This window comes from Arthrobacter endolithicus, from assembly GCF_026627425.1.
Classification (GTDB): Bacteria; Actinomycetota; Actinomycetes; order Actinomycetales; family Micrococcaceae; genus Arthrobacter_M.
Genome location: NZ_JAPNLH010000003.1, coordinates 80,979 through 99,671, shown reverse-complemented (window position 1 = coordinate 99,671; position 18,693 = coordinate 80,979). Strand labels below are relative to the sequence as shown.

The following is an 18,693-nucleotide window of genomic DNA, read 5'->3' as shown; positions in this document are numbered from 1 at the left end:
GCCCTATAGCCGGCCTGCTGGCCAGCGGAATTTTGTGTCATGCCACGTTCGCAGCGGTCGGCAGCGCGGGTCCGTTACGGCCGAGTTGGCGGTTGCACTACCGTCGCTGACCGTTCTCTTGGCACTGCTCTTGCTGGCCGCGCTGATCGGGGTTACACAGCTGAGACTGGAAGAATCTGCGCGTTCCGCAGCACGTGCCCTGGCACGGGGAGATCCAGCAGCCACCGCCGTGGCAGCCGTCAGGCAGATCGCTGGACATGACGCGGTGGTAACTGTCAGTAGGGCGGGCGGCTATGTCCGAGCGGAAGTAAGTATCCGGGTCTCCGGCCCGCTATCGGGTCTGGTGAGTTGGCCTCTGACCGCGGATGCGGTGGCAAGGGAGGAATCTGTGCCGGTCGCGGTAGCGGTAGCGCTGGTTTCGCAGAAGGGCTGGCGAAACTGCGGCAGCGACCCCTCGCCTGGTTTAGGACCATGACTGCGGCAGGTGTGGGCACTATGTCCAGCGCGATGACGCGACTCAGGGCCAGATCGACGACTCCGGCCCAGGCAAGGCGTCCCGGTGCCACGGACTGCGGTTCGGGCACCGTCCTGACCGTTGGATTAGCGTTGGTCCTGCTCATGTTGCTGGCAGCGCTACTCCTGCTGGCTCAGGCCGCCATCGGGGCGTCCCGGGCCGCAACCGCAGCCGATCTCGGAGCCTTGGCAGGCGCCGATGCGGCCCGGCACATCATTATCGGTGAACCATGCGGCGTAGCAGAAGACATCGTGGTCCAGCATCACGCCGTAATGGTCAGCTGCATCGTGGGAGGTCCTGACGGGGAGATCGTGGAGGTAAGGACGAGGGTAATTCTAGCGGGTCCGTGGGGAGCGGCAACCGGGCACTCCCGTGCAGGGCCACCGCCTAATACGGCTACTGCGCCGTGGCGCCACGCCGGTGCTCGCTGAATGGTGGTGTCCCGTCGGCTACGGCTGCTCCGGCCAGCAGAATGTCGATCAGCTGCACTGCGCCTCCCTTGTCCAGCGGATTGTTCTTGTTGCCGCACTTGGGCGATTGGACGCACGATGGGCAGCCTGCGTCGCACTCGCATGCGGCGATCGCGTCCCGGGTTGCCCTGAGCCAAATCCGGGCGGCCTCAAAACCCCGCTCCGCAAACCCGGCACCGCCAGGATGCCCATCGTAGACAAAGATCGTGGGCTGGCCGGTATCGGCATGGATTGCGGTGGAAACTCCGCCCACGTCCCATCGGTCGCTTGACGCGACGAGCGGTAACAGGCCGATGGCGGCGTGCTCCGCTGCGTGGAGGGCGCCGGGGAACTGGGGTTCCACCAACCCGCCGGCCAGCAAGGTTGCGTTATCCAAGGTGAACCAGACCGCCTTAGTGAACAGATCGTGGGCGCCCAGGTCCAACGGTTCTTCGCCCAACACCTCATTGGAGACAAACGCCTTGCGCTGAAAGGAGACAACCTGTGTGGTGACCTGAACAGCACCGAAATGGACCTCCACCGGTCCCCAGAACTCATGGCGCAGAGACTCCCGGACCTCTATCTGGGTGACATCGCGTGCCGTCGTGTAGTAATCCGGATTTCCTCGCCGGACCATGGCACAGTGGTCCTGTTCGTTGAGCTCCTCGACCACAAAGGTCTCTCCCTGATGGACATAGACGGCGCCCCGATGGGCCTGGTAATGGGACTGTGGCGAATCCATCGTGCCCAGCAACGAGCCCGTGTCAGCGTCGACGATGCTGATCGGACCGCCGCCGTCGGCCCGGAGATTGACCATACCGGCAGCGCTTTGCGGGTGGGTCCAGAACCAGCCGGCGGGGCGCCGGCGTAGATAGCCGTCCGACACCAGGGTGGCCAGAAGCTTCGGCGCTGAAGGACCGAAGAGCTCAACGTCGGCAGGTCCCAGCGGAAGCTCGGCGGCGGCGGCACACAGATGCGGACCCAGGACATACGGGTTGGACGGATCGAAGACAGTCGCTTCCACGGCGACATCGAAAATGGCCTCGGGGTGGTGGACCAGATAGGTGTCGAGCGGGTCGTCACTGGCCACGAACGCAGCGATGGCATCCTGCCCGGCGCGCCCGGCACGGCCGATTTGCTGGAAGAGCGAAGCTCTGGTCCCGGGCCAGCCCGCCACCAGTACGGCATCCAAACCGGAAATGTCGATACCCAGTTCCAGTGCCGAAGTGCTGGAGACACCGAGCAGCTCGCCGGAACGCAGTGCCTTCTCCAAGGCCCGGCGTTCCTCCGGCAGGTACCCGGATCGGTACGCGGCTACCCGCTGTGGGAGACGGGGATCCACCTCTTCCAATAACCGTTTGGTGATCGCGGCGATGGTCTCGGCACCACGTCGGGATTTAATAAAGGCGATGGTGCGCACTCTCGAGGACACCAGATTGGCCATCAGGTCTGCGGTTTCCGCGATGGCCGTCCGCCTTGTCGGGGCACCGTTTTCTCCCTTAAGCTCCATCAGCGCCGGTTCCCAAAATGCCACAGTCGTGGCCCCATGCGGCGAGCAGTCCTGCGTCACGGCGGACACCGGAGCACCGATCAGCCTGCCAAAGGAGACTTCCGGGTCGGAGGACGTGGCCGAGGCTGCGATGAAGACTGGGTCGGCTCCGTAATACGCGCTAATTCGACGCAGCCTGCGCATCAGATTGGCCACGTGCGAGCCGAAGACGCCGCGGTAGCTGTGGGCCTCGTCCACGATGACGTATTTGAGGCGACGGAAGTATCGTGCCCACCAGGTGTGGTTCGGCAGGACGCCAAAATGCAGCATATCCGGGTTGCAGAGGACAAAATTGGCGTGATCACGGATCCAGCGGCGCTCGGTAACCTCCGTGTCGCCGTCGTAGGTGGCAGCCCGGATGGTGGGCAGCTGCAGCGACTGGATGGCGGCATACTGGTCCGCCGCCAACGCCTTAGTGGGGGAGAGGTATAGTGCCACGGCTCCATCCGGGTCAATTCTTCCCGGCTGCGCCAGCACCGAAAGTTCCGCCCGGTGGACGGCGTCCACGGCGGGGAGCTGATAGGCCAGCGACTTTCCCGACGCCGTGCCGGTTGCGATGACAACGTGGCGGCCGGCGTGTGCCAATTCGGCACCCCGGATTTGATGTCGCCAAGGTTCATGCACACCCACGGCAGCGTAGGCGTCAATGACGTCAGGATGGACCCAGTCCGGCCACAGGGCCGTAACCGCAGTGCGCGCCGGAATTGTCCGCACATGCTGCAGCTGCTCCGGGGCGGTACCGCGGCCCAGCAGCGGGATCAGCGAATTGTCCAGGGCCACCTGATGTATTCTGCCACCCGGGGCGGGCCAGGACGCGGTCCCCGCCCGGACCGCGCGCCGCATGGGCCGAGGTGACGCCGATCGGCTGACGGCTTTCGTCCCGTTTGGTCCCGCTTGGTTCAATGGACAGATGAAGACTCCCCAGGCGGACAGGACCTCCGAGCCGTTTGCCGTCCCCGGACGCTATCTGCTCGTCCTTACCGGTTCCATTGCCGCTTTGCAGCTGTTCGCCCAGTATCTGCGGGACAACACCGTGCTGCTGGTCGTCGTTTTCTGTGCCGTCGCGGGGGCCGGACTCCTGGCCGCAAAGCTGGTGGTGGCCTCCGGGCCTTTTCCCCGGATGTGGCCCACCGCGAATTCCGTGCCGGGCATCAAACGTGACGGGTTGGGCCAGCTGCTGGCAATGGGGGTGTTCTTTCTGATTCCCCCGGCGGTGATTGCCTTCCTGGCACCATTGCTGTCGGCGCTTTCACTGCCCCTGCTCCTGCAGGCGGTGCTGCTCTGGCTGGTCCTGATCTTGGCTCTGGGCCTGATTTATCGCGGCATAGAAGCCTTCTTTAACCGCCGAATGCGCCGCTTTGCCCGCGCCGCGTACGCTTAATAGTGTGGCCCTGAACCGGATTGTCCTTTTTTACGCGTTTACTCCCATTGCGGACCCGGCGGCCGTCCGGCTCTGGCAACGCGCACTCTGCGAGAAGCTGGGTCTTCGCGGCCGTATTCTAATTTCCCCGGACGGCATCAATGCCACCGTCGGCGGTGATATCAAAGCCGTCAAGGCGTACCTCAAGACCACCCGAGAATATGCCGGCTTCACCGACATCGACGTTAAGTGGTCGGACGGGTCAGCGGAGGACTTCCCGCGACTGAGCGTGAAAGTCCGCGACGAGATCGTCAGCTTTGGCGCGCCGGGGGAGCTGAAGGTGGATCAGAGCGGCGTCGTCGGTGGCGGAACCCATCTCCTGCCCCAGGAACTGCATGACCTTGTCGAGGAGAAGGGTGAGGATGTGGTCTTCTTCGATGGCCGCAATGCCTTTGAGGCGCAGATCGGCAAGTTCAAAAACGCGGTGGTCCCGGACGTTTCGACCACTCACGATTTCATCAAAGAACTGGACTCGGGCAAATATGACGCCCTGAAGGATAAGCCTGTGGTGACTTACTGCACGGGCGGTATTCGCTGCGAAGTGCTCAGTTCGCTCATGGTCAGCCGCGGTTTCAACGAGGTCTACCAGCTCGACGGCGGCATTGTCCGCTATGGCGAAACCTTTAAGGATGAGGGACTCTGGGACGGTTCACTGTACGTCTTCGACAAGCGCATGCACTTGGAATTCAGTGAAAAGTCGGCGACCATCGGTGCGTGCGTCCGGTGCGCCGCTCCGACCAGCAAGTTTGAAAATTGCTCCAATCCGAGCTGCCGGAACCTGGCGCTCTATTGCGCTGCCTGCGCGGAGGATCAGTCAACGCTGCTCTGCCCGCAAGGCTGCGCTGACTAGCTGCGGCAGCCGCCCATAAACTGGTAAGCGTGAGCGATTTTTCCAATATTCCTGCTGCCACCGCCAGCGATGATCTTCAAGTTCTGGCTGCGCTGGCACGGGACTTGGCGGCGCTGAAGTACACGGTGGACGGCGTCGAAGCGCTGCTGGGGGCGGAAGCCTACGCGGCGTTTGCCCGGGACCAGCCCGTGCCGGCGCTGCTGAAAACCAGGGACGACGACGGCGCCTTGGCCGCCGTCGTCAGACTCTGGCTGTTGGCGGAGCCGATCCCGCGGGCAGCTGTGAACACGGCGCTGCCGGAAACCGGAGTAGAAGCGCTGCTGGCGCTGCGCTTGATCGAACCAGCCGGTCCGGTAGCCGACTGCGAAACCGTGCGGGCCGCCGTCGACCTTCGTCCGTACGGTTGGCCGGCCCAAGCGAACGCGGCAGACGAGGCGAACAACGGGAAGGGCGGCCACGGGACCGACCTGTGGGTGGCCAGCGACCTTGCGGCGCACCAGAGGCCGGGCGTGCTTCGCCATGATCATGTGCTCGGGATAGGGCAGGCCTCCCTGACGCTGGCGCAGAGCATCGTCCGCAGACCGGTGGAGACTGCACTGGATCTGGGGACCGGCTGCGGAATACAAACGTTTCATCTGCTTGAACACGCGCAGCATGTGGTGGCCACGGACATTTCCGTCCGGGCGTTGGCGTTCACACGCTTTAACGTCCTGCTCAATGCCGCGCAGCTGGGGATTCAACCGGAAAATCTGCAGGCACGGGTGGATCTACGGCTGGGCAGCCTGCTGGAACCGGTGGCAGGGGAGACTTTTGAGCTCGTGATCTCCAACCCGCCGTTCGTGATCACGCCTCGGAGCAGTATCGAGGATGCCGCTGACCGGTTCACCTACCGGGACGGCGGCTTAGCCGGGGATGAGCTGGTTGCAGCGCTTGTCCGCGGATTGCCGGATGTGCTGGCGGCGGGAGGTACAGCGCAGCTGCTGGGGAACTGGGAGATTCCCAGCGGCGCGTCCTGGAGTGCGGCGCCGGAATCCTGGATCAGGGAGGGCACCGACGCTTGGTTCATCCAGCGCGAACAAGTGAGCCCGGGCCAATATGCGGAAACATGGCTGCAGGATGCCTCGCAGAACCGCGATCTGGCGCTGTACGGGCGGTCTTATGCGGCCTATTTGGCTGACTTCGCTTCCCGTGATGTGAGTGGAATAGGTTTCGGACTGATCTGGCTGCGCAGTCCTGCCCCGCTGGACGGGGTGCAGGGCGCGGAACGGATCAGCAGGTTCGAGGAAATTCTGTACCCGATCGAACAGCCCGTCGGCCCGCACCTGGGTGCCGCCGTTGACCGCGCGGATTGGCTCGCCGGGCTGGCGCCGGATGCCCTGCCGCAGACCCGGCTGATTGTGGCCCCGGACGTCACCGAGGAGCGACACCAGCGGCCCGGAGCGGAGCACCCCGGGGTGATCCTGCTGCGCCAGGGCGCCGGCCTGCGCCGGACCAATCTGCTCAGTACCGAGCTGGCCGGTTTCGTCTCGGTGTGCGACGGAGATCTTACCGTTGGGCAGATCATCGCGGCACTGGCGACGTTTCTGGACCGGCGGGACGACGGCGGTGCAGAAAACGGCGGTGCAGAAAACGGCGGCGCGGGTCATGGTGCGGCTAACGGCAGCGCGGGTCATGGTGCGGCTAACGGCAGCGCAGAAAACGGCGGAGCGGAGGGCCAATTTATGAGCGGGTTGCTGCACGGGACCCGCAACTTAATCCGGGACGGTTTCCTCCTGCCCTGCCCTCCCAACTGAGTCGCAGCACCTGCACTTAAAACGTGATTTGAGTACATGTGCTGCTACTCCGTTGGGAGCGCGAATGCGCGTTGAGTGAGAAAATATGGTGAACTAGGCTCTCGGGGGCTGAGTCTGCCCACCTAATCTGTCCCATGTAGGAGTACCGTGCCCAGCAAGGCAACAGCTGCCAAGGCGAAAACCGGCAAGAAGCTTGTCATCGTCGAGTCACCGGCCAAAAGCAAGACCATTGGCAAATATCTTGGCGAGGGGTTTGTGGTCGAGGCATCGATCGGCCATATCCGTGACCTGCCTCAGCCCTCAGACCTGCCCGCGGAGCTGAAGAAGACGTCCATCGGCAAGTTCGCCGTCGATATAGACAACAATTTCAAGCCCTATTACGTCGTCTCGCCGGATAAGAAGAAGAAAGTCGCTGAGCTCAAGGCGGCACTCAAAGACGCCGATGAACTCTACCTCGCAACCGACGGGGACCGCGAAGGCGAAGCCATTGCCTGGCACCTGCTCGAGGTGCTCAAGCCCAAGGTCCCTGTCTTTCGGATGACCTTCGCGGAAATCACCAAGGAATCCCTCCAGCGTGCGCTGGGCAATCTGCGCGAATTGGATACGGATCTGGTGGACGCGCAGGAGACCCGGCGCGTGCTGGACCGGCTCTACGGCTACGAAATTTCCCCCGTGCTCTGGCGAAAGGTCTCCCGTGGGCTCTCCGCCGGACGGGTGCAGTCGGTGGTCACCCGGATGGTGGTGGTGCGCGAGCGTGAGCGGATGGCCTTCCGGTCCGCCTCCTACTGGGATCTGGCGGGTTCCTTCACGCCGGTGAACTCCGAGGAGGCCTTCAAGGCCAAGTTGGCGGCATTGGACGGCAAGCGCGTTGCCTCCGGTCGGGATTTCAATGACGCCGGTGAGCTGACCGGCAAAAATGTGGCCCACCTGAATGAAGAATCGGCCAAGGCCATAGCCACGGCGCTGGAAAGCGCCGATTTCACCGTTCGTTCGATGGAACACAAGCCCTACACCCGACGCCCGGCCGCACCGTTTACGACGTCGACCCTGCAGCAGGAGGCGGGACGTAAGCTGCGCTTCTCCTCCAAGAGCACCATGCAGGTGGCACAGCGGTTATATGAAAACGGCTATATCACTTACATGCGTACGGATTCTTCCGCGCTCAGCGACGAGGCCGTCAATGCCGCCCGCCGGCAGGCCTCGGAATTGTACGGCGCCGAATTTGTTCCGGCCGCCACGCGTGTCTACGCGAACAAGAGCGCCAATGCACAGGAGGCGCACGAGGCGGTTCGTCCCGCCGGGGACTCCTTCCGCACGCCGGCGCAGGTTGCCGGCGCGCTTAAAGGCGACGAATTCAAGCTCTACGAGCTGATCTGGAAGCGCACCGTTGCTTCGCAGATGGCTGATGCGAAAGGTTCGACGGCGACCATCCGGTTGGGTGCCCCCTTCACCGGCCCGTCCGGCAACCAGGACGCGGAGTTCTCCGCGTCCGGAACCGTGATCACCTTCCGTGGCTTCCTGGCCGCGTATGAAGAGGGCCGCGATGAGGTACGTGGCGCCGAGGAATCGGACGCTGACCGCCGGCTGCCCAATGTCAAGGAAAACGATGCCCTGCGGGCCGCCGATGTGGCGGCGCTGGGCCATGAGACCTCCCCGCCTCCCCGCTACACGGAGGCCTCCCTGACCAAGGAAATGGAAGAGCGGGATATCGGACGCCCGTCCACCTACGCCTCGACGCTGTCCACCATCATGGACCGCGGTTATGTGCGTAAGCAGGGCTCGGCTCTGGTGCCGAGCTGGGTGGCCTTCTCCGTGGTGCGGTTACTGGAGCAGCACTTCACCGACTACGTGGATTACAAATTCACCGCGGGCATGGAAACAGGGCTGGACCGCATTGCCAAGGGCGATGAGGTCGGCTCCAACTGGCTGAAGCATTTTTACTTCGGTGATGACCATGATGCCGGGCTGCTGAATATCGTGAACAATCTCGGCGAAATTGACGCCCGGGAAATCAACTCCATTCCGATCACCGACGAGATCACCTTGCGGGTGGGTAAATTCGGCCCCTATCTGGAAAGCTCCGTCCCTACCCTGGATGAAAAAACCGGGGAGATCATCGAAGCCGCCCGGGCGAATGTTCCGGAGGACCTTGCCCCGGATGAGCTGACGGCGGAGAAAGCCGTGGAGCTGATGAACACCGCCGCGCCGGAGGAACGTGTGCTCGGTACCGATCCTGCGACCGGGCGTTCGGTGGTGGCCAAGAACGGCCGCTACGGCGCGTACGTCACTGAAATCATCCCGGAGCCCACAGCCGAGGAACTGGCGAATGCTCCGGTGGAGTACTACAAGAACGGCAAGCCAAAGCCGCCGAAGAAACCCGTGAAGGCTAAGCCGCGGACCGGGTCCTTGTTTAAATCGATGACGGTTGAAACTGTCAGTGTCGATGAGGCGCTGGCACTGATGAGCCTGCCGCGGGTGCTCGGAGCCGACGCGGACGGCAATGAAATTACGGTGCAGAACGGCCGGTTTGGCCCGTATCTGAAAAGGGGCACCGACTCACGGTCGATCGGCACCGAAGAGGAGATCTTCACGATCACCCTTGAGGACGCGCTCGCTATTTACTCGCAGCCTAAACAGCGGGGCGTGCGCGCGGCGGTGGCCCCGCTGGCGGAATTTGGCGAAGATCCCGTCTCCGGCAAGGCTATTGTCGTGAAAGAGGGCCGCTTCGGCCCGTATATTACCGACGGCGTCACGAACATTACGGTGCCCCGGGATACGTCCATGGAGGAGCTCACCCGCGAACGCGCCGTGGAGCTTCTGGCTGACAAGCGCGAGCGTGGCCCGGTCAAGCGGGCCACCAAGGCCCCTGCCAAGCGTAAGGTCGCGGCCAGGAAGTAGGGCCGCGGACCGCTGCATGAGAGCGGCCGCTGCCCTTTTCCGCCTAGGTATGTCCGTCGAGACCACTGTGCGCGCAAGAGCTGTCGGGGCGGTTAACGCGAGGATGCCGGGACGCGCAATAATGGGTCTATGCGTCTTGGCGTCCTCGATATTGGTTCCAACACCGTCCATTTGCTGCTGGTGGACGCACACCCTGGCGCGCGTCCGGTGCCTTTTGCTTCCCACAAACGCTCGCTGTCCTTGGTGCGTTACCTGGATGCTGACGGAAACATCAGCGAAGCCGGCCAGTTTGAACTGATCGAATTCATGCTCGAGGCGTGGGAGTTTGCGGCCAAGCACAAAGCGCAGGATTTACTGGCTTTCTGCACCTCGGCCATTCGGGAAGCAGCCAACGGCGCTGAAGTTCTGGCCAGGGTGCAGCGCGAAACCACGATCACGCTCCAAGAGCTGACCGGCGAAGAAGAAGCCGAAATGACGTTCTTCGCTGTCCGTCGCTGGTATGGCTGGGGTGCGGGCACAATCTTGAACCTGGACATCGGCGGCGGGTCATTTGAAATCGCCATGGGTCAGGACGAGCTGCCTGGCATCGCCAATTCGGTGGCGCTGGGGGCTGGGCGGCTGACGTTGGACTGGCTGCCGGAGGACCCGCCCTCAGCCAAGAGCGTGAAAGACCTGCGCAAGCACATCCGCGCAACGCTAAAGACTCCGGTGGCTCAGACACTCACGCTAGGTACTCCGAATCTTGTCACTGGATCGTCGAAGACATTCCGGGCACTGGCCCGAATTACGGGTGCAGCGCCAAGTTCACTGGGACCGTACGTCAGGCGGGATCTGCAGTTGTCCGATCTGGGCCTGTGGTGTCAGCGGCTAACCGCGATGTCCGCCGCGGACAGGCTTCATCTTCCCGGAGTCTCCACCGCCCGGGCCCACCAGGTTCTGGCAGGGGCCCTGGTGGCGGAAGCCGCACTGCAGCTGTTCAAGGTTGACAGCGTGCAGATTTGTCCTTGGGCCCTGCGGGAGGGCCTGATCCTCCGCCGGCTGGATCAGTTGATTTATGCTGGTCCGCTGGAGTATCCGACACAGCTTCCCCTGCAGGACAGCAGCCTCGCTGCAGCTGGATAGGCATTTGCAGACGACCCGCGGAGAACATGCGCCGACGCGGGGCGTTCACACGCCGCCATCTTGGGCAAGCGTTAAAAGCGAAAGCGTCGGGGAGCAGTAAGCCAATGATTGGGGGGAAACATTGGCTCAACTCCCCGACGCGGTGATTGGAGCCGGACTAGCCGGATCCAATCGGCATCACTCGCACCTTTATGAGGCAGTTACGACTCTAGCGCGGGTTTCTGGATGATACCTGTCCGAAGACTGGGAAAACACTGGCAGCTATTTTTCACCGGAAGGCCAAGGTCTGCCCAAGGATTGGCTGGCATGAAAAGATGGCAGCATGATCAAAAGAATTGCATTTCTCGGTTGCGGGTCCATGGGCGAGGCCATTCTGGCCGGACTGCTCGGGGCGGAGCTTCAGCCTGCGGCCGTGGTGTCCACCGTTCGTCGGGTAGAACGGGCGGAGGAACTGGCGCACCGTTATGGCATCACCGCGCTGGCGGGGGCGGAGGAGCCGGACGCGAACTCATTGGCAGTGCAAGCTGCGGACGTGGTGATTCTTGGCGTGAAGCCGGTTGGCATCGCCGAGCTGTGCCGTGAGATCTCACCCGCGCTGGATGCTAGGACCGTGGTGGTGAGCGTCGCGGCCGCGGTGTCCTTGGACCAGCTGTCCTCTGTTCTGCCACAGGGTCAGCCGGTGGTTCGCGCGATGCCCAATACTCCGCTGAAGGTGCGTCGCGGCGTCGTCGCGCTTTCTGCCGGTCCGGCGACGACGGCGGAGCAGCTGGCACTGGCACATGAGGTCTTCGCTTCCTCCGGTGTGGTGCTGGACGTGCCGGAAGATGCACAGAATGCCGTTTCAGCCATCAGCGGTTCCGGGCCAGCCTACGTTTTCTATCTGGCCGAAGCACTTGCGGCCGCCGCTAAGGAATTTGGCCTGGATGAAGACACGGCCAGGATCCTGGCCCGGGAAACCGTCGCAGGCGCAGGCCTGATGCTTACCGAGCCGGGGGCTGATCCCGCTGTCCTGCGCCGCCGAGTCAGCAGCCCCGGCGGGACCACGGAAGCAGCCATTGCGACGTTGGAGGCGCAGGGGCTGGCGGGCGTTATTGCAGCGGGAGCCCAGGCCGCCGCTGCGCGCGCCGCGGCCATCACCGCAGAACTGTCAGCCGGCTAGGTCGAAATGCACCCAGGAGCCTGGGCGGACGGCCGGGGACCTGCCAAGGTTGGTAAGTATGCTGAAGATAACACCGGACGTATCCGGCAAGCCCCCGCAAGACCCTGCAAGATCCCGCGAGAAGGAGAATCACCGTGCAAGCACTGACTATTGTCCCGGGAAAGAAAGATTCGCTCGAGCTTCGTGACATAGCCGCGCCCGCTGACGCAGAAGGATCAGTGCTGGTGGAAGGGCTGGCTGTGGGGCTGTGCGGCACAGACATGGAAATCGTCGACGCACAGTACGGCGAGGCTCCTGAAGGCTCGTCGTTTCTGGTGCTCGGCCACGAAAACATCGGCCGTGTACTCCGGGTCCCGGAGGGTTCAGACCTGTCGCCCGGTGACCTGGTGGTCGGCATAGTCCGCAGGCCTGACCCGGTGCCGTGCAAGGCCTGCGCGGCGGGGGAGTGGGATATGTGCCGCAATGGCAGATACACCGAGCACGGGATTAAAGGACGACACGGTTTTGCCCGTGAGCAGTGGCGTGCGGAGCCCAGTGCTCTGGTCAGGCTGGATAAGTCTCTGGCGGACGTGGGGGTGCTGCTGGAACCGACCACGATCGTGGCTAAGGCCTGGGAGCAGATTGACCGCATCGGCGCCCGGGCGTTCTTCGATCCCCAGGTAGCAGTCGTGACGGGAGCCGGTCCGGTCGGGTTGCTGGCCGCACTGCTCGGGGTCCAGCGCGGCCTGGAAGTCCATGTTTTCGATCGCGTGACCGACGGACCCAAGCCGGGCCTGGTCCGCGACCTCGGCGCCATCTACCATACGGATACGCTCACCGACTCCGGAGTCAAGGCCGACGTGCTGCTGGAATGCACGGGCGTGGCATCGGTAGTGATCGAGGTGATGACATGCGGGGCAACCGACTCGGTCGCCTGTTTGACGGGCGTTTCCAGCACGGGAAAGACAACTTCCGTCGATGTCGGCGCCATGAACCGCCAGGCGGTCCTTGGTAACCAGGTGGTTTTTGGCAGCGTAAATGCCAACCGGCGGCACTACGAAGCAGCCGTCCAGGCCTTGGGAAAGGCGGATGCCTCGTGGCTGGGACGATTGATCACCCGTCGAGTTCCGCTGGCGCAGTTCGCCGATGCTTTCAAGCACGGCGACGGGGATGTGAAGGTGGTGCTGCAGATCAAGGCCACCTAGGGTCGGCGGCCATCAGGGCCGGGCGGCGAAGCGCTCCAGTAGGTCCACGTGACCGGAGACAATGAGCATATCCCGGCCGGAAACCTTGGTGTCCGGCTGGGCGTACGTGAAGTCCTCGCCGGGGGATTTCACGCCCACTACAGTGATGCCGTACCGGCTCCGCACCTTGGATTCGGCAAGCGTGAATCCCTGGGTTTCCTTCGGCGGGTACATTTTGACGATGGCGAAGTCGTCGTCAAACTCAATGAAGTCCAGCATCCGTCCGGAGACCAGGTGTGCGGCCCGGACGCCGGCGTCGGCTTCCGGATAGATCACATGATTGGCGCCGATCCGGGTCAGGATTTTTCCGTGCGACTGGGTGATGGCCTTGACCCACAGGTGCTCGATGCCCAGATCCACCAGATTGACGGTGATCAGCACGCTGGACTCGATCGAGGTGCCAACGCCGACGACAGCGGAGGAAAAGTCCTGCGCGCCGAGCTGGCGCAGGGCGTCGATGTTGGTGGCATCGGCCTCAACCACGTGGGTCAGGGTGCCTGCCCACTTCTGCACCAGGACGGGATCGCGCTCGATCGCGAGAACCTCCCGGCCCTGCTTCACCAGCTGTTCTGCCGTCGAGGCGCCGAATCGGCCCAAGCCGATCACCAGGACGGGTGCGTTATGCGAGGGGCGGTTGTTGGAGCTGGAGCTGGTTTTTTCAGCCAATGATCGGTCTTTCTTCCGGGTAATGGAACAGTTGACGACGTTGCCGTAGCGCCAATGCCGAGGCCAGCGTGATACTTCCGACCCGGCCGGCAAACATGAGGATGGACAGGACATAGACCCCGGCCGGTGGCAGTTGTGCGCTTAGCCCGGTGCTCAGTCCCACCGTGGCGAACGCGGAGATGGCTTCGAAGAGCACCCGGTCCAGGCTCTGTCCGCTGATGGCCAGCAGCGCACCGGTGGCCACCATGACAAGGGTCGCGCCCATCATTATGACCGAAATTGCCACCCGGAGAGTGCCCTGTGGAATGGTACGGCCGTAGATTTTCACGTCATTGTCGCCGCGGGCCTCGGCCACGATCGCCAGGAACATCACGGCCAGGGTCGTGACTTTGATGCCGCCGGCCGTTGACGCAGAGCCGCCGCCGGCAAACATCAGGGCATCGGAGAGCAGCATGGTGGAGGAATTCATAGAGTTCATATCCACGATGTTGAACCCGAGGGATCTGGTCATCACGGACGCGAAGATCGAGTGCGTGATCTTGTCCCCCGTCCCCATATGGCCGATGGTCGCCGGGTTGGACCATTCCATTGCCCCCCAGAGAATGGCCCCGGCAGCCAGCAGAATGAGCGAAACCTGGACTGTGAGTTTCGTGTGCAGGTTCCAGCGTTTGACGTGGAACCCGGAGCTGAGTAGGACCATGAGCACCGGAAAACCAAGGCTGCCGATGAATCCGCCCAGCATCAGGGGAACCAAGACCCACAGATCGTTTTCATAGGGGACTACGCCATCGGAGTGCGGGGTGAAGCCGGCATTGTTGAAGGCTGAGATGGCATAAAAGACGGCGTGCCACGTTGCCTGCGGGAAACTTTCGCCGAGCAGCATGAAACGCGGTGCCAGCATCAGCGCCAGCGCGAGTTCGATGCAGACGGAGGTGGTGATGACTATTCGCAGCAGCGTTCCGACCTCGCCGAGCCGGCTGGCGTTCATGGCTTCCTGGGCAATCAGCTTGCCGCGTACGCCGAGCCGCCTGCTGACGGTGAGGGCCATTAATGATGCCAGCGTCAGAATGCCGAGGCCGCCGACGAAGATCCCGATCAGAATGACTAGTTGGCCAAAAAACGTCCAGTGCAGGGCGGTGGAGACGGTGGTAAGTCCGGTGACGCAGACGGCGGAAACGGCTGTGAACAGTGCATCGTGAAAGGCAGTGGCCTTGCCGTCAGAGGCAGCGATGGGCAACGACAGCAGTGTCGTGAACAGCAAAATCACCAGGGCAAAAACGATCAGCGTGAGCCGGGCGGGGGAACTGTTGGCCACGCGATCAACGAAATCGCGGACGGCCGTGAAGCCGAATCGGGCAGAATCCTTCGGCGGGTGCCAGACATCTCGGTTTGTCGTCATCGAAGACCCGTCCCTCCCCGCATAATTGTTCTGCCCGGCAAGAAAAGAACGGTCCCTGCCGGGAAACGCTCCGTTGAGTAGTTAACCACCTTTCCTACCCGCCGTGGGAACTGCGGTGTCGATGCGGGCGGCGCGCTGCGCTCGGATTGGGTAATCTGTGAGGGATGTCATCGATTGCCAGCACCGCACCATCGGCCGTCCCGACCAGCATAGTCTGGAGCGAGGCGATGACCGCCTATAACTTCGGTCCGGGTCACCCGATGGCCCCTGACCGGCTGGCACTGACCGCTCGGCTGGCAGATTGCCTGGGGCTCTTCGACCGTCCCGCGGTGGTGCTGCTGGAGCCGCCGGTGGCCTCCGACGGCCAGCTCGAGACCGTGCACAGCCACGAATACATTGCAGCGGTCCGGCGCATCAGTGACAACCCGGAAAATCCTGACGTTGCCCACGGTCTGGGCACGGAGGATGATCCCGCCTTTGCTGGCATGCACGAAGCAAGCGCCCGGCTCGCTGGTGGGTCATGGATCGCTGCCGAGGCTGTCCTGGCGGGGAGGACGGCGCGCGCGGTGAATTTTGGCGGCGGAATGCATCACGCAGACCGGGACAAAGCCAGCGGCTTTTGTATCTACAACGATGTCGCCCTGGCAGTCCAGCGCTTGCTCGACGGCGGGGTGAGTCGTGTGGCGTACATTGACATCGACGCTCATCACGGCGATGGGACACAGGCTATCTTTTTCAACGATCCCCGTGTGCTCACCATCTCGCTGCATGAAAGCGGGCTGACACTCTTTCCCGGGACCGGGTTCGCCAATGAAAGCGGTGGCCCTGATGCACCGGGATCGGCCGTCAATATTGCTCTTCCGCCGCGGACCGGAGATGCCGGCTGGCTGCGCGCCTTCCATGCCGTTGTCCCTCAGCTGGTGACCGCTTTCAAGCCGGAAGTGATCGTCAGCCAGCATGGCTGCGATTCCCACAGGGACGATCCGCTGACGCATCTGAATACCAGCGTGGACGCTCAGCGTGAGGCGGCCCTAGCGATTTCCCGCCTGGCCGAAGGGTTATGCGAGAACCGCTGGATCGCCACCGGAGGTGGCGGCTACAACGTGGCCAGTGTGGTCCCGCGGGTCTGGAGCCATTTGATCGCGATCTCCACCGGCGTTGCGCTACCGCTGAAAACCGCTGTGCCGCGGATATGGCGGGACCACGTACTGGACCAGTACGGGTGTGCGGCGCCGGAATTGATGGGCGATGACGTCGACCTCTGGTGGCGTTCGTGGGAGGTCGGCTATAACCCCAATGACGCCGTGGACCGCACCGTGATGGCCACCAGGAAAGAGATCTTCCCGCTATATGGTCTGGATCCGTGGTTTGACTGAAAAATTTACGGGCCGGATGTGGCCAACGAAAACGGCCACGACGGATGCCCTTGGGCGCATATGTCGTTAGGGTTGGGGCATGGTGAATGACGATGTTTTCGCGGTCATCGCGGAGGTGACCCGACGCGACATCCTGGATTCGCTCAAAGCGGGGGATAAAGCGGTAGGCCAGTTGGTTGACGAACTTGGTGCGAGCCAGCCGACCATATCCAAGCACCTGCGCGTGCTGCGGGAGGCATCCCTGGTGACCATGCGCGCCGAGGGACAAAAACGTTTCTACGCGCTGAACCCGACGGGTCTGCACCTCGTCAGCGGATGGCTCGCCGGTTTCGATGGGGCGGCCCTGGCGCCGCCGCTCGACGGCGCTTCCTCCGACGGGCCCTGCCTGCAGCCGGTGCAGGCAGCGGACAATGGGCAGATTCTTCCGGCGGCCGTGACCGAGGCTCCCGCCGTCCTTGCCGCTGCGGGTCCGTCAATGACGCAGCAGGGCGACGGATCAATGCCGCAGCAGCTGGGCCGGAGCGTGGGGCGCGCCGCTTACAAGGCTGCCGATTTGTTCGCCAATCTGCCCAAATTCGGCCGCCGCAAGGACTGAGCGCGCCCGAATGTGCAGTAATGTGACGCTTCCGGGGCCGCGGCCGTTACGCGATTCCGTCCCGGCCGGTGGCCCGTAATTGACACGTATGACCTCCGGGCTGGAACGATGGAGCGGCAAAGGCTGCCGACTTTATTGCGCATCTGTATGCTGCGATGCGCAGGACCTGTAGAGGGGACTTTACCCATGGACACGAGACTGGAAGCCATTAAGGATCAGGTATTAGCCCGCAACCCAGGGGAGGGGGAGTTCCACCAGGCCGTTGTCGAGGTCTTTGAAAGCCTCGGACCGGTGCTGGATAAACACCCCGAATTTCTGGACGCCGCAGTGCTCGAGCGCCTTTGTGAGCCCGAACGGCAGATCATTTTCCGGGTGCCGTGGATGGATGATGCGGGACAGGTCCGGATCAACCGCGGCTTTCGGGTGGAATTCAACTCGGCTCTGGGTCCGTTCAAGGGCGGTCTGCGCTTCCATCCTTCGGTGTATCTGGGCATTGTGAAGTTCCTCGGTTTCGAGCAGATTTTCAAGAACGCGCTCACCGGGATGCCGATCGGCGGGGGCAAGGGCGGCTCGGATTTTGACCCGCGCGGTAAATCCGACGCCGAGGTGATGCGGTTCTGTCAGTCCTTCATGACGGAGTTGTACCGGCACATCGGCGAGTACACCGATGTGCCGGCCGGCGACATCGGCGTCGGTGGCCGCGAGATCGGCTACCTTTTCGGCCAGTACAAGCGGATCACTAACCGGTTTGAATCGGGCGTTCTGACCGGCAAGGGCATATCCTGGGGCGGCTCACTGGTCCGACCGGAAGCGACCGGCTACGGCACGGTGCTCTTCACCGAGGAGATGCTCAAGACCCGGGGTCTGTCCCTGGACGGACAGCGCGTGGTGGTATCGGGTTCCGGAAACGTTGCCATCTACGCCATCGCCAAGGCCCGTCAGCTTGGCGCGAAGGTGGTCTCCTGCTCGGACTCCGCCGGCTACGTTGTGGATGAACAGGGCCTCGATCTGGATCTGCTGCAGCAGATTAAGGAAGTGGAGCGCGGCCGGCTCAGTGAGTATGCGGCCCGGCGCGGTTCCGCTGTCAGCTATGTGGAGGGCGGATCCGTCTGGGACGTGCCGGCCGCGGTTGCCTTACCCTGTGCAACACAGAACGAACTCGACGCCGATGCCGCCGACCGGCTGCTGAAAAACGGCGTGCTTGCCGTGGCGGAAGGTGCCAACATGCCGTGTACCAGCGGGGCCGTGGCACTGTTTCAGGACGCGGGGATCCTCTTTGGTCCGGGCAAGGCCGCCAACGCCGGGGGCGTCGCGACATCTGCGCTGGAGATGCAGCAGAACGCCAGCAGGGATTCCTGGAGCTTTGAGCATACGGAGGCACGCCTGGCGGAGATCATGGTGGGTATTCATGACCGTTGTGCGCAAACCGCGGAAACCTATGGGTCCCCGGGCAACTACGTGATGGGGGCCAATATCGGCGGCTTCGTGAAGGTGGCGGATGCCATGCTCGCCCAGGGACTGATCTAAGCCGGGAGGGTGCTGCCGGCCGGCGTTGTCCGCAATTTGCCGGCCGGGCAGGTTCGCCGCTAGGGTGTGGCTATGACAAACCGTTGGTATGCGTATTTTTCGTTGGCTCTGGAGGAGCCCGCGTCTAACTGACACGCAGCCGACCTTCAGAGC

General features: G+C 63.1%; 15 protein-coding genes. 12 read left to right on the top strand and 3 right to left on the bottom strand.

Translation table 11 applies throughout. The annotated features are described in order from the left end of the window. Positions 1-34: 34 nt before the first annotated feature. A complete protein-coding gene (locus OS914_RS03705) occupies positions 35-475 on the top strand; it encodes a TadE family type IV pilus minor pilin (protein WP_267544716.1) in 441 nt (146 codons plus the stop codon). After that, positions 472-945: an Rv3654c family TadE-like protein gene (locus tag OS914_RS03700; protein ID WP_324290613.1), complete on the top strand. Its 474-nt coding sequence runs from the start codon at positions 472-474 to the stop codon at positions 943-945. The genes OS914_RS03705 and OS914_RS03700 overlap by 4 nt, the downstream gene beginning before the upstream one ends. Here the strand turns inward: OS914_RS03700 and OS914_RS03695 are convergent. After that, positions 911-3,292 (bottom strand): DEAD/DEAH box helicase, encoded by a 2,382-nt coding sequence (locus OS914_RS03695; RefSeq protein ID WP_267544715.1) that lies wholly within the window; start codon positions 3,290-3,292, stop codon positions 911-913. The two genes, OS914_RS03700 and OS914_RS03695, sit on opposite strands and share 35 nt — an antisense overlap. A 130-nt stretch (positions 3,293-3,422) precedes the next feature. Between OS914_RS03695 and OS914_RS03690 the strand changes: the two genes are divergently transcribed. The 7 genes from OS914_RS03690 (at position 3,423) to OS914_RS03660 (ending at position 12,938) form a co-directional block, all read left to right on the top strand. Further along, positions 3,423-3,893 (top strand): hypothetical protein, encoded by a 471-nt coding sequence (locus OS914_RS03690; protein WP_267544714.1) that lies wholly within the window; start codon positions 3,423-3,425, stop codon positions 3,891-3,893. Between the two features lie 4 nt (positions 3,894-3,897). Continuing rightward, positions 3,898-4,782: an oxygen-dependent tRNA uridine(34) hydroxylase TrhO gene (trhO, locus tag OS914_RS03685; protein ID WP_267544713.1), complete on the top strand. Its 885-nt coding sequence runs from the start codon at positions 3,898-3,900 to the stop codon at positions 4,780-4,782. Positions 4,783-4,811: 29 nt separating this feature from the next. Beyond that, a complete protein-coding gene (locus OS914_RS03680; RefSeq protein ID WP_267544712.1) occupies positions 4,812-6,575 on the top strand; it encodes a DUF7059 domain-containing protein in 1,764 nt (587 codons plus the stop codon). Positions 6,576-6,722: 147 nt separating this feature from the next. Further along, positions 6,723-9,473 (top strand): type I DNA topoisomerase, encoded by a 2,751-nt coding sequence (gene topA, locus OS914_RS03675; RefSeq protein ID WP_267544711.1) that lies wholly within the window; start codon positions 6,723-6,725, stop codon positions 9,471-9,473. A 129-nt stretch (positions 9,474-9,602) separates the two neighbouring features. Then, complete coding sequence (locus OS914_RS03670; RefSeq protein WP_267544710.1) at positions 9,603-10,595, top strand: Ppx/GppA family phosphatase; 993 nt, start codon at positions 9,603-9,605, stop codon at positions 10,593-10,595. 322 nt (positions 10,596-10,917) lie between these two features. Continuing rightward, positions 10,918-11,754: a pyrroline-5-carboxylate reductase gene (proC, locus tag OS914_RS03665; RefSeq protein ID WP_267544709.1), complete on the top strand. Its 837-nt coding sequence runs from the start codon at positions 10,918-10,920 to the stop codon at positions 11,752-11,754. A gap of 134 nt (positions 11,755-11,888) precedes the next feature. Beyond that, positions 11,889-12,938, top strand: a complete 1,050-nt coding sequence (locus OS914_RS03660; protein WP_267544708.1) for a glucose 1-dehydrogenase — start codon at positions 11,889-11,891, stop codon at positions 12,936-12,938. 12 nt (positions 12,939-12,950) lie between these two features. Here OS914_RS03660 and OS914_RS03655 read toward each other — a convergent pair whose 3' ends face one another. Together OS914_RS03655 and OS914_RS03650 are read right to left on the bottom strand one after the other, a co-directional pair. Then, entirely contained in the window at positions 12,951-13,643 is a 693-nt protein-coding gene (locus OS914_RS03655; RefSeq protein ID WP_267544707.1) for a potassium channel family protein, read from the bottom strand. Further along, the gene (locus OS914_RS03650; RefSeq protein ID WP_267544706.1) at positions 13,636-15,042 is read right to left on the bottom strand and encodes a TrkH family potassium uptake protein; all 1,407 of its coding nucleotides are present in this window, start codon (positions 15,040-15,042) and stop codon (positions 13,636-13,638) included. The genes OS914_RS03655 and OS914_RS03650 overlap by 8 nt, the downstream gene beginning before the upstream one ends. A gap of 164 nt (positions 15,043-15,206) precedes the next feature. Between OS914_RS03650 and OS914_RS03645 the strand changes: the two genes are divergently transcribed. From OS914_RS03645 to gdhA, 3 genes are all read left to right on the top strand, one after another. Continuing rightward, a complete protein-coding gene (locus tag OS914_RS03645; protein WP_267544705.1) occupies positions 15,207-16,418 on the top strand; it encodes an acetoin utilization protein AcuC in 1,212 nt (403 codons plus the stop codon). Between the two features lie 79 nt (positions 16,419-16,497). After that, positions 16,498-17,013 carry an ArsR/SmtB family transcription factor gene (locus OS914_RS03640; protein WP_267544704.1) on the top strand — a complete coding sequence of 172 codons (516 nt, stop codon included), beginning with the start codon at positions 16,498-16,500 and terminating at the stop codon, positions 17,011-17,013. A gap of 186 nt (positions 17,014-17,199) precedes the next feature. Beyond that, entirely contained in the window at positions 17,200-18,540 is a 1,341-nt protein-coding gene (gene gdhA / locus OS914_RS03635) for an NADP-specific glutamate dehydrogenase (protein WP_267544703.1), read from the top strand. Positions 18,541-18,693 lie beyond the last annotated feature (153 nt).